This window comes from Thalassotalea algicola (assembly GCF_012932965.1).
In the GTDB taxonomy this organism is placed as follows: Bacteria; Pseudomonadota; Gammaproteobacteria; order Enterobacterales; family Alteromonadaceae; genus Thalassotalea_F; species Thalassotalea_F algicola.
The window spans coordinates 324,094-337,505 of the sequence record NZ_JABBXH010000002.1 but is presented as its reverse complement, the minus strand read 5'-3'; the positions used below and the strand labels follow the sequence as shown (position 1 = coordinate 337,505).

The 13,412-nt window shown below is 39.8% G+C and carries 11 protein-coding genes; 5 read left to right on the top strand and 6 right to left on the bottom strand.

The features are described from left to right. Window positions 1-6: 6 nt before the first annotated feature. Window positions 7-735 carry a substrate-binding periplasmic protein gene (locus HII17_RS06140; RefSeq protein ID WP_169074473.1) on the bottom strand — a complete coding sequence of 243 codons (729 nt, stop codon included), beginning with the start codon at window positions 733-735 and terminating at the stop codon, window positions 7-9. 293 nt (window positions 736-1,028) lie between these two features. Then, the gene (locus HII17_RS06135) at window positions 1,029-1,853 is read right to left on the bottom strand and encodes a M90 family metallopeptidase (protein ID WP_169074938.1); all 825 of its coding nucleotides are present in this window, start codon (window positions 1,851-1,853) and stop codon (window positions 1,029-1,031) included. 113 nt (window positions 1,854-1,966) lie between these two features. On the opposite strand from HII17_RS06135, the gene HII17_RS06130 reads away from it, so the two are divergent. The 3 genes from HII17_RS06130 to HII17_RS06120 all read left to right on the top strand — a co-directional run bounded on the left by HII17_RS06130 (window position 1,967) and on the right by HII17_RS06120 (window position 5,438). After that, window positions 1,967-2,872 (top strand): haloalkane dehalogenase, encoded by a 906-nt coding sequence (locus HII17_RS06130; RefSeq protein ID WP_211185271.1) that lies wholly within the window; start codon window positions 1,967-1,969, stop codon window positions 2,870-2,872. Between the two features lie 103 nt (window positions 2,873-2,975). Further along, window positions 2,976-4,145, top strand: coding sequence for a nitrilase-related carbon-nitrogen hydrolase (locus HII17_RS06125; protein ID WP_169074472.1), 1,170 nt, complete (start codon window positions 2,976-2,978; stop codon window positions 4,143-4,145). Between the two features lie 171 nt (window positions 4,146-4,316). After that, on the top strand, window positions 4,317-5,438 hold the full coding sequence (locus HII17_RS06120; protein ID WP_169074471.1) for a zinc-binding dehydrogenase: 1,122 nt from the start codon (window positions 4,317-4,319) through the stop codon (window positions 5,436-5,438). 90 nt (window positions 5,439-5,528) lie between these two features. Here the strand turns inward: HII17_RS06120 and HII17_RS06115 are convergent, their stop codons facing one another. From HII17_RS06115 to HII17_RS06100, 4 genes are all read right to left on the bottom strand, one after another. Then, window positions 5,529-7,169, bottom strand: a complete 1,641-nt coding sequence (locus tag HII17_RS06115; protein WP_169074470.1) for an AMP-binding protein — start codon at window positions 7,167-7,169, stop codon at window positions 5,529-5,531. A gap of 165 nt (window positions 7,170-7,334) precedes the next feature. Further along, window positions 7,335-7,853 (bottom strand): TlpA family protein disulfide reductase, encoded by a 519-nt coding sequence (locus HII17_RS06110; RefSeq protein ID WP_169074469.1) that lies wholly within the window; start codon window positions 7,851-7,853, stop codon window positions 7,335-7,337. A gap of 14 nt (window positions 7,854-7,867) precedes the next feature. Then, on the bottom strand, window positions 7,868-10,003 hold the full coding sequence (locus tag HII17_RS06105) for a TonB-dependent receptor plug domain-containing protein (RefSeq protein ID WP_169074468.1): 2,136 nt from the start codon (window positions 10,001-10,003) through the stop codon (window positions 7,868-7,870). Window positions 10,004-10,265: 262 nt separating this feature from the next. Then, window positions 10,266-10,604 carry a zinc ribbon domain-containing protein YjdM gene (locus tag HII17_RS06100; protein WP_169074467.1) on the bottom strand — a complete coding sequence of 113 codons (339 nt, stop codon included), beginning with the start codon at window positions 10,602-10,604 and terminating at the stop codon, window positions 10,266-10,268. 188 nt (window positions 10,605-10,792) lie between these two features. Here HII17_RS06100 and HII17_RS06095 point away from each other — a divergent pair, with 188 nt between their 5' ends. Further along, window positions 10,793-11,449, top strand: coding sequence for an NAD(P)H-dependent oxidoreductase (locus HII17_RS06095; protein ID WP_169074466.1), 657 nt, complete (start codon window positions 10,793-10,795; stop codon window positions 11,447-11,449). 343 nt (window positions 11,450-11,792) lie between these two features. Further along, entirely contained in the window at window positions 11,793-13,373 is a 1,581-nt protein-coding gene (locus HII17_RS06090; protein ID WP_169074465.1) for an AbgT family transporter, read from the top strand. Window positions 13,374-13,412: the final 39 nt, after the last annotated feature.

Genomic DNA, 13,412 nt, shown 5'->3' with positions numbered 1-13,412 from the left:
AATCGATTAATGCGCCAAGTAATTTGACATGATGCGCTCTACATCGATTTTAGCAAGCCCTTGATTAAATACTTTCTGCCACTTCCTTCCTTGTTCGTCGTTACGAAATGCGACGAACAATTGCTTCATTTCTAATAATTGCTTATGCATTTCAACTTTGTGCTTAACACCAACTAATGAGTCATCTGTAGCAAGCAAATGTTCAAAAACGTATGGATCAATTACAGCTACGGCGACTCTTTTTGCTGCCACTTTCTTAATGTTAATAACATCTGACGGTACCGCTTCGGCTTTTACGTCTCCATTGGCAATTAAATCATCTAATGCCTTAGTATTAACATAGTCTTGTACTACGCCAACTTTCTTACCAATCAAATCTTTGACAGATGAGTAGTTGATTGGCTCGTCTTTATTTTGTAACAGACCTAACGGTCCGCTGCCCATTGGTTTAGAAAATAAAAATTCGGAGGTTTCGTAAAAGTACTCTGGAAAATAGCCTGCATATTTTGAATGTTGTTGTTTGGCCAAATTAACTGTTCGTGACCAAGGAAAAAAGCTCACAATTAACTCGTGCCCTTCAATCGCGAATGCTGCTTTTGCTACGGCAACAGAAGCGCCTTGATTTTTGATAAATTCATCCGAATAAGGGGGCCAAGAAAGTGAAGTTAAATGCACTTTCGCTGCTAACGAAGAGGAAGCACATAACACGAGTAGAACAAACATCACTATTTTCATAATATACTTCTACAAATCAAAGGTTTTTGATAGCGAAAGCAGTAATACTGCGTCACCATAAGTATCCAAATCCGTATCCTCATAACCAAGGCTAACCCCCATTAAATAAATAATCAGATACAGCTGTAACCGTCGCGGTTGTTGTTGCTAATGCGGAAGTAGAACTCAAAAACAATAACCCTACGAATAATTTTGACATAAATACCGAACAATCAAGTTATTTTGCTACTTTAAGCTTAGTCACTGTATTGAATTTAGGGTAATTTATTGGCTAATTTACTAACGGTATATAGTTAACTCCAGTGTACTGGGTCTACAAAGTAAAACTGACTTAGTTGTTGATAAAGTTCGGGATAACCATGGTTTAAAGCGTAAGGTTGTTCGAAAAACACTTCGCTAGCAACAGCAAAAAACTCTGCAGGATTAGTCGCGCCATAGCTATCAAAAAGCGTTGGAATTCCTACTGCAATTGAGTGCTTTAACCGTTCAAACTGCTCGTTAAAAACCGTCGACCATTCCTGGTAATTTTGCGATCTTCCTAAAATGGGAGCGCCATTGGCTCGACCATTTTCTTGATCCAATTGGTGAGCAAATTCATGAATGACGACATTACGTCCATCATCAGGAATATCAGCACCTTTTACAGTATCTTGCCAAGACAATACCACTTTACCAAAATCCCAAGACTCCCCTGCTAACGTACTTTTTTGAACAAAATGTACACCATCGCCATTCAACCCTTGATGCTCTTTAATGAACGCACTTGGGTAAACTAAAATAGTTTTTAATTTAGGGTAGTAATCAGTTTTACGATTCAATAGCAATAAACAAGCTTGCGCTGCTACTGTAATACGAATTTCGTCATTAATCACGACACCGTTACAGCCGACGAAATGCTTTTCTACCTTAAAAACCTGAATATGTTGTTTTAACTGCAGCTGCAAATCTGCTGGCATTTGCCTAAAATATGGCATTCGCTTTTGCAGTACTTGTCGCCATTCTTTTTTAAACGGCTGTTGCCTAATCTTATTTCGTTGATGCTCACGCCAGTAGGGTTTTCCTGCCGAATAACCTATAAGTAATGCTGCAATCACTAACGGTAAAAAATATTCCAATATAAATAGCCACTGTGGTTCCTTAGTTATTAAATTGGAATGATTAGGTTAATTTTCAAGCGAAACTTTGTTAGCTTGGGTAAATAAAATAATAATGAGTGAAGGAATTCCCGCTAATGATCGATTTTATTCGCACGCCAGAAGAGCAATTCAAACATTTACCTAATTACTCATTTTCGCCAAATTATTTACCTATTGAAGGCTTGCGAATGCATTATGTCGATGAAGGGCCTGCCGATGCCGATCCTGTATTAATGCTGCATGGCGAACCGACTTGGTCATATTTATATCGACATATGATCCCAATTTGCGCAGCTGCTGGCCATCGTGTAATAGCACCAGATTTAATCGGTTTCGGGAAATCAGATAAACCAATTCATCAATCAGACTATAGCTATCAAGCCCATATGGACTGGATGAAGCAATTTATTGAACAGCTGAACTTAACCAATATCACCTTAGTGTGCCAAGACTGGGGGTCTTTGTTGGGATTAAGATTGGCCGCTGAAAACGAGCACCGTTTTAAAGCTATTGTAATTGGTAATGGTGGATTACCTACAGGCGAGCAGTCGCCACCAAAAGCGTTTAAAATATGGAAAGCCTTTGCGCTCAATAGCCCATGGTTTCCTATTGCAAGAATTATCGATTCTGGTAGTTTTAAAAAACTTGGCAAAGACGAAAAACGTGCTTACGATGCGCCTTTTCCCAATAAAAAGTACAAAGCTGGTGCACGCGCCTTTCCTGCCTTAGTACCAGTAACACCAGATGATCCAGCTTCACATGCCAACACTCAAGCGTGGGAAGTACTAAAACAATGGCAAAAGCCATTTTTGACCACATTCAGTAATGGTGACCCGATCACTCGGGGGGGCGACAAATATTTACAACAACGAATTCCTGGTTGTGACGGTTTGCCACACCAAACATTGGTTGGCGGTCATTTTCTTCAAGAAGATTCACCTAGAGAATTTGCTGAAGCCGTTAACCGGTTGCTAGGCAGTAACGACGCCAAAACAACATAATATTTGCGCAAAGATTAAACAAACTGATAATTATCAATTCAAAAGTTCCACATTGGCATACAGTTGAGAACTGTGTTTTTCTATTGTATTGCTAAGGATTAAAATGAATAAGTTATTGGTTTTATTGGTAACAATTTCCACTCTCTCTGGTTGTAACCAAGCCAAAGAAAATCAGATAAAAGTAAATGAACAAACGGCGTCCGCGGCCAATACGCAAAGCAATAAAACACCGAAGCTAGTCAATACTGACGGTAGTTATGCTGTTAAGCCATTGGAAAAAAAAGTTATTAACTTAACCGTAGTACAAAGTGGCGTTGCGTCACTTAAAAAATTTCCTTCCATAGAACATGGCATTCAACACAATTTAGACCATATGGTCGAGCTTGCTAACAAAGCGTGTAGCATGGCAGTAAAACCGGACATATTACTCTTCCATGAATTCCCTCTTACCGGATACGACCCAGGTACCCGCACCGAGAAATTAAAGTTTGCGCTAGACATTCCTGGCAAAGAAACCGAAGTTCTCGGGCAAGTAGCCAAAGCTTGTGATACTTACTTAATTTTTGGTAGTTACGCTAAAGACAAAGATTGGCCAGGTCATATATTAAGCATAAATACCATGATTGGACGTGATGGCAATATCGTTAAAAAATTCTGGAAAGCACGCAATATAAAACGCATATACCCTGATAGAGAAATTACCACCACAACTATAGAGGCAGTGCGAGATAAATATCGTGCTATGTACGGCGCAGAAGAAGAATTTCCGGTAGTACGCACTGAATATGGCAACATAGCCGTTAGCACCGTACAAATGGACCCATTTATATTTGCAGCTTTTGCTATGCGAGGTACAGAAATTATGCTGCGCACCGCTACTCTCTACGCTAAAGAAGATGTGTTAGCCATGGCCAGAATTAATAACTTTTATTCAGCTATGTCGAACATTATATTTCCTGCTGAAATGAACTACCCAGCGGGTGAGTCAATCATTGTGTCACCACAAGCCAAAATACTAGCTGAAGAAAAAAGTGAATTTGAAGAAGGGATTATTACCGCGCAAATTCCAATTGCTCAATTTAGAGAAGGCCGACGTATTCCTAATTTTGCCTATGAAATGGCAAAGCCTATTTTGGACAACTACCAACAAGAAATTCCGATCAACCACTTAGATTTACCGCGAAAGCAATTGCCAGAAACAGGCAAAGCAATGAAAGATTTATTCGACGAAAAGAGCCGTTGGATAAAAGGAAAAAGCTGGGAAATTGATTAGTTAGTTTTCCCATCGTAATGGCCTTTGTGTTTAATTTGATTGATTGCTTGATAACCCTTATCAATAGTGATTAATAAGCGTGGCTTATTAATCACTCGCAAGTCTTGACGCCTGATGCAGCAGTGCTAACTTATCTGTCACAACAATGATAAAGGCGTAGAAGGAAAGACCATGCAAGCTAGCAAACAACTATTCACCCTGATAAGCTCAGACGCACAACTAAAAGTTTCACTAAACGATGTAGACGTACCTGAACCAAAGGCTCACGAAGTCATTGTTAAAATTGAAGCGGCGCCGATAAATCCTTCAGATATGTGGCCAATGTTTGGCCCCGCAAGTTTAGATAAAGCAGCACTTAATCCAGAAAAAACTGAACTAACAGCCCCCGTATATAAACCTTTGCTTGCTCGCGTAAAACCTCGAATCGACCAAGTACTACCTATTGGCAATGAAGGCGCAGGTACGGTCATCGCCGCAGGTGAAAGTGACGCAGCACAAGCAATGTTAGGAAAAACAGTGTCAGTATTAACAGGCGCAACGTTTACCGAGTACGCCTGTATACCTATTCAAGCATGTTTAGTACATCACGACAGTACAACAGCAACGCAAGCCGCCTCTTCTTTTGTCAACCCGCTAACAGCTCTTGCCATGATTGAAACCATGCACTCAGAAGGACACACTGCTTTAGTACATACTGCTGCGGCATCTAATTTAGGACAAATGCTAAACAAACTCTGTATCGAGCAAGATATAGAAATTGTTAATATTGTCCGCAGTGAAGAACAAGCACAAATTCTGCGCGACTTAGGTGCCAAAATCATCTGTAATTCAAGTGATGATGATTTCCAAATGTCGCTATATCAAGCCATTGACAAAACAGGCGCTACGCTAGCCTTTGATGCCATCGGTGGCGGAGAGATAGTGAGCCACATTTTAAATGTGATGGAAGCGGTAGGCAGTAAAGATGCAAAAGGGCTTAATACCTACGGTTCAATGACCAACAAACAAGTGTACGTATACGGCGGACTAGATTTTTCACCTACGATTCTTAATCGTGCTTACGGTATGACGTGGAGTATTGGCGGCTGGTTAATGTCTTACGCTTTAGCAAAACTAAGCAAAGAACGATTAGCTGAGCTACACAAAAAAGTCGCCGATGAAATCACCACTACATTTGCATCACAATACACTAAATCCCTTAATTTGGAAGAAGTGTTGTTGCCTGAAAATATCGCACAATATAATGCAAAGAAAACCGGTGAAAAATACTTAGTGACGCCGTTTAAAGACTAATATTATAAGCGTCGAATTTATAACGCTAAACGTAACTGGCATTTTACGTTTAGCGTTATGCTTTAAGCGATATGAGTAAAGAGAGAGCCGTTATTCGAAAATAACACCGCCTGCGGGTGTTAAATCATCGGTTAATATTGCCCCGTACTTATCTTCAATACTACCGCGCTTTATTTTCAATGTCGGTGTCAACAATCCATTTTCAATCGTCCAAATGTCTTTACATACATATAGATAGTCTAAATGTTGATGGCGCTCTAATGTGTTGTTTACCTCTGCGAGGGTTTGGCTAAGCTCCGTCGCTAAACCTTCTTTATTTGAATTAGCCGATTCGGCAAGCACTATTAAGGCAACAGGCTGTTTTAACCCAGCCCCAGTTACACAAGCCAACTCGATATTACTCGATGCACATAGCTTGCCTTCAATTGGCGCAGGAGTGACATATTTACCTTTACTGGTTTTAAACTCTTCTTTTAATCGGCCAATAATTTTAAACGCCCCAGTATCAGTCACCTCACCTCTGTCACCGGTTCTAAACCAACCATCGGCAAAAGCATTTTCATCAGCTTCTGGGTTTAAATAGTAACCACTAAATACCGCTTCTCCTCGGATTAAGATTTCATCTTCATCCGAAAGTTTCATTTCCACACACGAGAGTGGACGACCAATGGTACCAATGTCTTGTTCGCTAAACGGGTTATTACCGCATGAAAGCCCTGAGGTTTCGCTCATCCCCCAACCTTCTTCTAAACAAATACCAAGCTTTTGATACCAGTGAATAACCGACGGTGGCGTTGGTGCAGAGCCAGAGCCAAATCGTTCAACGCATTCAAAGCCTAGATTCTTACGTATTTTCTTTGAAATAAGTTGGCCGACAAAAGGAACTTTAAGTAGAAATTCAAGTTTGCGCTGCGGTATTTTAGCCAATATTTCTGACTGAAATTTTAGCCAAAGTCTTGGCACTGAAATAAAGCGCGTAGGTTTAGCGTGTTTAACATTGTCGATAAAGGTATCAAGTGATTCTACAAAATATATGCTACACCCTGAAACCATTGAAACACCTTCTATCAAGCTACGCTCAGTGATATGTGCTAACGGTAGGTACGACATGAAACGGTCTGTTGATTTTACCTTCATTTCATCCACTGCACACACCGCGGCTGACATAATGTTGGCATGAGTTAATGGTACTCCTTTCGGAACACCAGTACTGCCTGAGGTATAGATTATTGTCGCGTTCTCTTCAGCTTTAGGCAAATAGATATCATCAAGCGGCTCGAACTCATTTAACCATTCTTGCCAATTCGCATTCGCTGGTATTGTCGGGTATGGGAATGAAATACGTAAAACATCTTCGGGAATGCCTGCATTACTACTTTCCAATTCATCAAGCTTGCCGACAAATATCGCTTTGAGCTCACTGTGTTTAATAATGTGACTAATTGACTTTTCATTAGCATTAAAAAATATTGGGACGCTAACCATATCAGCCATCATGATAGCTAAATCTGCAATAAACCATTGCGCACAGTTTTTTGACAAAATACCAATTCGGCTTTTCGCAGGGTAGTTTTGCGACTTGATCGCTGCTGCAATTTTGCGAGCTTGTTGTTCTACTTCACCCCAAGTGAAAGTTTGCCACTGTCCTTCTACAGGTTGATGTAAATATACATGCTCTTTCTGTTGCGTAACGTGATGTAATAAGTATTCGACATTTGACTGGTAAGCCATAAACATCCCTTTTTATTATTTTTTAATGATAAAAAGAGCTTACCGCTAAACGATTTTTAATGCGAGTATTTGCAATATCACCGATGGGTGATACACATATTTCAGCAAATATCTTAGTTGGCACATATATGTGGCAGTACTATTTTAAGCAACTATACTCGTCAGTTATATTACGCAATTACCTTGCGACAATATTACTATAGCATCGGCTAACTTTTCCTTTGCTATAAAGCCTCGTTTATTAGCAATTAATTGACCATTAGCGTCATATATTAAAGTAGTCGGAGAGGCCTGATAGCCACCAATAGCACGCAAAAATTTTCTATCAGCAATAAAGGCAGGAATGTCTTGGTGATAATGTTTTAATTCTTTTTTAAGTACTCTTTTACTCCCTTTTGTACCAACTAACGCTACATTTATCGAGTTACTACATTGTTCAAACGCTTTAGCTAACGTTTGCCCTTGTTTTTTACACCAGCTGCAGTCTGGTTGGTAAATCATAGTTACCGTTGCCATACCTTTGTTTTTCTGATGAGCTACAAGCTGGGTACCTTTAATAGGTTTTAAATCAAAAGGTGTTAGCGCTACAGGTTTAGCAGACAAAGAATTAGGTAAAACAATCGCACTGAGCACAGCCAGCACGATTGTTTTTGAGAGCCTAATTAATGCTTGATTGAGCAACATTAAATTAGCCCTTTTTATAATGACACTTCAATGCCTGCATACATTTCTCTACCGTGTAGAGAGCCGTATATATAGGCAACATCGTAACCACCATCTGCATCATAGAACAATGGGGAATCACCATTATCTATTTGTGTTTCTTCGAAGATATTTGAAACACCCGCGTACAGTTTCACTTGTTCAGTTAATTGGTACTGCAGTTTCAAATCTGATGTTGAGAAAGCATCACCAGTTAACGTTTTAGCGCTAGTTGGATCATTTAGTTTGTCAAAACCTTCGTACCCATATTCACTTAGGTCCTTCTCTCCGAACCAAATCGTCGTCCAGAATATTTTTAAGTTATCTTTTTCATATTGCAATTCTATACTGGCTCTTTCTTCAACTGGCGCAATAGCATATGAAGATTTAAACGCATCATCATAATTAAACTTTTCAACACCAAGGTTTACCGTGAATTGCTCTGTAATATTATAACCAACAGTAATGTCATAAGTGGTCACAGCTGCACTTTCATCTAGCTGTGTAAGAAGTGGTACACCTTCAGCAGTTTCTTCTAGACTTGCAAGGTTATCTACTTCTGAGTGAGCAACTGACGCAGTTATCGCAAGCTGTTGAGTGTCGTAATTTAACGAGTAACTGGCTGATACTGATTCCTCTAATGAGTCAATATCAATTTGATAACCAAGTTCAGCGTCCAGAATACCGTGGTCAGTTTCAAAGAATGATAATGGTGCGCGATAGCCTCGGCCCGTTGAAAAGCGTGAGGTTAATTCATCAGTATGGAAATAGCGTAAGTCTAGGCGAGGCGCAAAGAACGTTTCATCAATTTCCGTACCTGGTTTCTCTGGATCTACAAAGTCTGCTTCCACTTGATCAAGTCGCATAGCAATAGCAATTTCTACTTTATCATTGGGTGTCCAAGTATCTTGGAAGAAAATACCCGCCGTATTGTAGTCAAACGCGTCGCTTTGATACGCTTCAACAGCTTCAAGAGCTTCGGTTGATGAACGCATTTCTTCTTGACGGCTATCAACACCAAAAGTGATGAAATGCTCGTCTGACAATTCCATATCAAACTTACCTCGCACGTACCACATCGTATCTTCTGCTTGGTAATCAATACCTTCGTAAAAAGAGTCTTGCTCATGCTTGGCATAGCTCACGGCAAATTCCGCTACCGTGCTATCACTTAGCTCTGATAAATATTTGACATAAGCTTCATCACGAGAAGTATCAATCCATTCTGTAGTTTCCCATGGCTTACCAATGTATTCATTGCGTACATCGTCATCAACAAACAGTTGCTCTGATTCTATTTGATCATAGCCAGCGATTGCAGCACCAATAGATTTTACCTTGTCGCCAATAACCGGACCGCCAAAAATTTCCGATTGCACTTTTGACAAACGTACTTGAACATTGCTCGAGTCTGATAGGTCTTGAGTCAATAACGTGGTAAAAGATAAGTTTTCAATAAAAGGTGCTTCACTTACGCCATTATCGTCATGATCTTCCTGATCTTGTTTGTCGTATTGACCAATAAAAGTAATACCGGTTTTACCGTCTTCTGACACACCTGTTGCCATGCCTTTCATTGCAGTAAAGTCATGTGAACCTTTGGCAAAATCAAAGCTTGCAGTATTTTCATACGCTTCTTTGGTAATGATGTTAACTGTACCACCAATAGCTTCAGGAGCAATCAAAGACGCACCCGCTCCACGAGCAACCTCTATACGATCAACACCCGTTGTTGCAATTGCATCTACCGCATAAAAACCAGAAATAAGTGTATGTGTAGGTAAACCATCAACAAGAATTGTTGTGTGTTCACCTTTCATGCCATTAAGCATAATGCGCTTAACACCGCACATAGAACATTCATTCGATACATTAACGCCAGGTTCATTATTAATGGCAGCTGTTAGGCTTAACGCGTTTTTATTTTCGATCATTAACGCGTCTAGAATTTCAGTTTGCTGGATTACGTCTTTCAAACGACCTGCTTGATCGAGCTTTTGACGCAAAGTACGCACTTCAATTACTTCAATATCTTGGTTATCAACAGTCGCTTGCTCTGCGAAAGTAACCGTTGATGTTGCAAGGGAGAAACTAGCTGCAATAGCTAGTGATATAGGAGACAAGGATTTCATTTACAACTCAATAACATTCGTAACTTAAATTTAAAGCATGATCTTAAATCTAAATAAGAATGATTATCAATAGCATTTTATTGATCGACATCAATTAAATGCTAATAATCTACTTATTACATAAGTTTATTGTGGGTAGTTAGCATTAAGCTGGTGATAATTAGCGCGATAACCTAGTAAGGAAGCAGTTAGATGCAGGTTAATATACTGCCAATAAAAGCAAAAAAGCTACTTATCTAAGTAGCTTTTTAACATTCGTTTATTATGCTTTTTTAACGAATTTAGCAGTCACCATCATTTCACCAACACCATCGACTTTACAGTCTAGTTCATGATCTTTCTTATCTAGAACGCGCCTTACCAAGGCTTTAGTTCCGATTTTAATGACTTGTGAGCTTCCTTTTATTTTTAAATCTTTAATCACCGTAACTTTGTCACCATCGATAAGCTGCGCTCCATTAGCATCTTTAACAACAAACTCATCTTCATCAGGTTCTTGGGGATTCCATTCATAACTGCATTCAGGGCAAATCAACAACGACTGGTCTTGGTAAACATACTCTGATTCACATTTTGGACAATTTGGCAGACTTTCACTCATGTGTTTTAAACTTTTTGGTAGAAATTAACCGTATTTTATCAGCGAATTGCCACCAATAAAATGAACCCGCCGCTATTATCAATAAAAACTATAAACTGTTTTGATTACAAGGTGGATTATCTTTACCTTCATACAAAGTATAGTGCGCACATACTTGATTAGTTCATAAAAATTGTTGGAGATACAAGATGACGCACCAGATTATAAAAGACCTTCATACACGATATACCGCGAAGAAGTATGATCCCACCAAGCGTATTTCAGACCAAGACATGGATATAATTCTTGAGGCACTTCGTTTATCTGCATCATCAATTAATTCGCAACCTTGGAAGTTTATTGTCATTGAAAGTGATGAAGCTAAGCAGCGTCTTCATGACAGCTATGCGAACAAACATCAGTTTAATCAACCACATGCAAAAGAAGCATCGCACACAATTCTGTTTGCTTACGATCCTAACTTTACTAAAGAGAAATTTAGCAAGCGTGTTGATGCTGAAGTAAGCTCTGGTCACTTGCCTGCCGATATGTATGATTCATTTATGGGCGCTTATGCTTTTGCCGAAGCAAATACCGATGACACTGGTTATAACGGCAGCTGGACTAAAGCACAGGTCTACCTCGCGTTAGGTAATATATTACATGTCCTTGCTCGCCTCGGTATTGCGTCAACACCAATGGAAGGCGTTGATTCAGCGCTCATCGGCGAGATATTCAAAGATGAACTAGACGGCCATATTTGTGAAGTGGGTTTAGCGCTTGGCTACCGTAAAGACGAAGAAGATTGGAACTACGGTCTACCTAAAGCACGCATGGCACGCGAAGACATCATTAGCGTGCTATAAACGCCAGCAACAACATATCAGTGCAACGTAACTTTTAAGCCATAATCTACATTTATAGCTTGTGGCTTTTCTCGATCAATTAACATATCACATTATAAATAGCTCATTTTCAATTACATATTGTTAAAACCATACAACGACCTAAGCAAAAGAGCATAACAAGGTCGTCGAATAATCTATTGCTTACTGAAAACGTACAACTCGTGTTACAACGACAGCTTGTAATACGGTACAAGCCTTGCAAATTAAAGGAGTTCAGTGATATGTTTGCTGCTCTAAAAAATATATCCAACAAAATTAGAAACAGAATTTACATCTGTTCGCGACTGCAAGGCGTTAATTTATGACAGCAAATGTTAGTCAGCCAATACAAAAAAATGGCTGGTTTAACCGTTTTTTATCAACGGTTGAATTCTTAGGTAACCTTCTTCCTCATCCCATCACATTGTTCGCAATGTTCTGTTTATTCATCATTGTATTTAGCGGCGTCGCTGACTTTTTTGGGTTAAGTGCAATCGACCCTCGACCAATAGGATCGGCAGGTCGAGATCCTGACGGTGTAATTGAAGTGGTAAGTTTATTAAGCGCTGAAGGATTACAAAAAATATTCTCAGGTTTAGTGACTAATTTTACCGGGTTTGCACCACTTGGGACAGTGCTTGTAGCCTTGTTAGGTGTAAGTGTTGCCGAACACTCTGGCATGTTATCAGCCGCACTACGTGGTATGGTAATGGGAGCTTCTGAACGCCTTGTTACTTTTATGGTGGTATTTGCAGCTATTCTTTCGAATACTGCATCAGAGCTAGGTTATGTCGTACTTATTCCGCTAGCGGCAATGATATTTCATAGCCTTGGCCGTCATCCTATTGCTGGCTTAGCAGCAGCATTTGCAGGTGTTTCAGGTGGCTATAGTGCAAATTTATTCCTAGGAACCATCGACCCGCTATTATCCGGCATTACCTCGGCGGCTGCACAACTTATTGACCCTAACTACCAGGTAGGCCCTGAAGCTAACTGGTTCTTTATGATTATATCCACCTTCCTTATTGCAGGGTTAGGTACAATTATCACCGAAAAAGTAGTTGAACCTAGGCTAGGTAAATACAATGAAGATGACGCTAGCGAAGTACTAAATTCAAACATTGAGCACTTATCTGCTCTTGAAGTGAAAGGTTTAAAATGGGCAGGTGTTAGCTTTTTAGTACTAGCTGCCCTGTTATCCCTTACCGTAGTACCTGAAAATGGTATTTTACGTCACCCAGAAACCGGTGCTGTCGCTGGTTCGCCTTTCTTGAAAGGTATAGTCGTTATTATCTTTATCGTATTTGCCATACCTGGTTTTGTTTACGGTAAAGTTGTTGGCACAATGAAAAATGACGTTGATGTTATTAACGCGATGAGCAAAAGCATGAGCTCATTAAGTTTGTACATTGTGCTAGTATTTTTTGCTTCACAATTCGTTGCTTTCTTTAAATGGACCAACTTAGGCACCATTATGGCAATTAACGGTGCTGAACTTTTACAAGCATTAAGCTTAACCGGCCCAGAAGTATTCGTACTATTCATTTTTATGTGTGCCCTGATTAACTTAAGTCTAGGCTCTTCATCAGCACAATGGGCTGCAACTGCGCCAATTTTTGTGCCTATGTTAATGCTTATTGGTTACGCACCAGAAACTATTCAAGCGGCGTACCGTATAGGTGATTCTGTCACAAACCTGATAACCCCCATGATGAGCTATTTCGGTTTGATATTGGCGGTTGCTACGAAATATAAAAAAGATATGGGCATTGGTACATTAGTGGCCACCATGTTGCCTTACTCAATGGCATTCTTTGTCGGCTGGGTCGCATTGTTTTATATCTGGGTCTTTGCGTTTGGCTTACCTGTAGGTCCGGCGTCTCCAATTTACTACACGCCTTAGTCAGCAATACTTAAGGCTATATATCTATAGATATATAGC

Bases quoted from the DNA above. Each gene is read 5' to 3' on its own strand.
- HII17_RS06090 (WP_169074465.1), top strand. From the start codon at position 11,793: ATGACAGCAAATGTTAGTCAGCCAATACAAAAAAATGGCTGGTTTAAC.
- HII17_RS06110 (WP_169074469.1), bottom strand. From the start codon at position 7,853: ATGTTGCTCAATCAAGCATTAATTAGGCTCTCAAAAACAATCGTGCTG.
- HII17_RS06140 (WP_169074473.1), bottom strand. From the start codon at position 735: ATGAAAATAGTGATGTTTGTTCTACTCGTGTTATGTGCTTCCTCTTCG.
- HII17_RS06125 (WP_169074472.1), top strand. From the start codon at position 2,976: ATGAATAAGTTATTGGTTTTATTGGTAACAATTTCCACTCTCTCTGGT.
- HII17_RS06115 (WP_169074470.1), bottom strand. From the start codon at position 7,169: ATGGCTTACCAGTCAAATGTCGAATACTTATTACATCACGTTACGCAA.
- HII17_RS06105 (WP_169074468.1), bottom strand. From the start codon at position 10,003: ATGAAATCCTTGTCTCCTATATCACTAGCTATTGCAGCTAGTTTCTCC.
- HII17_RS06095 (WP_169074466.1), top strand. From the start codon at position 10,793: ATGACGCACCAGATTATAAAAGACCTTCATACACGATATACCGCGAAG.
- HII17_RS06100 (WP_169074467.1), bottom strand. From the start codon at position 10,604: ATGAGTGAAAGTCTGCCAAATTGTCCAAAATGTGAATCAGAGTATGTT.
- HII17_RS06120 (WP_169074471.1), top strand. From the start codon at position 4,317: ATGCAAGCTAGCAAACAACTATTCACCCTGATAAGCTCAGACGCACAA.
- HII17_RS06130 (WP_211185271.1), top strand. From the start codon at position 1,967: ATGATCGATTTTATTCGCACGCCAGAAGAGCAATTCAAACATTTACCT.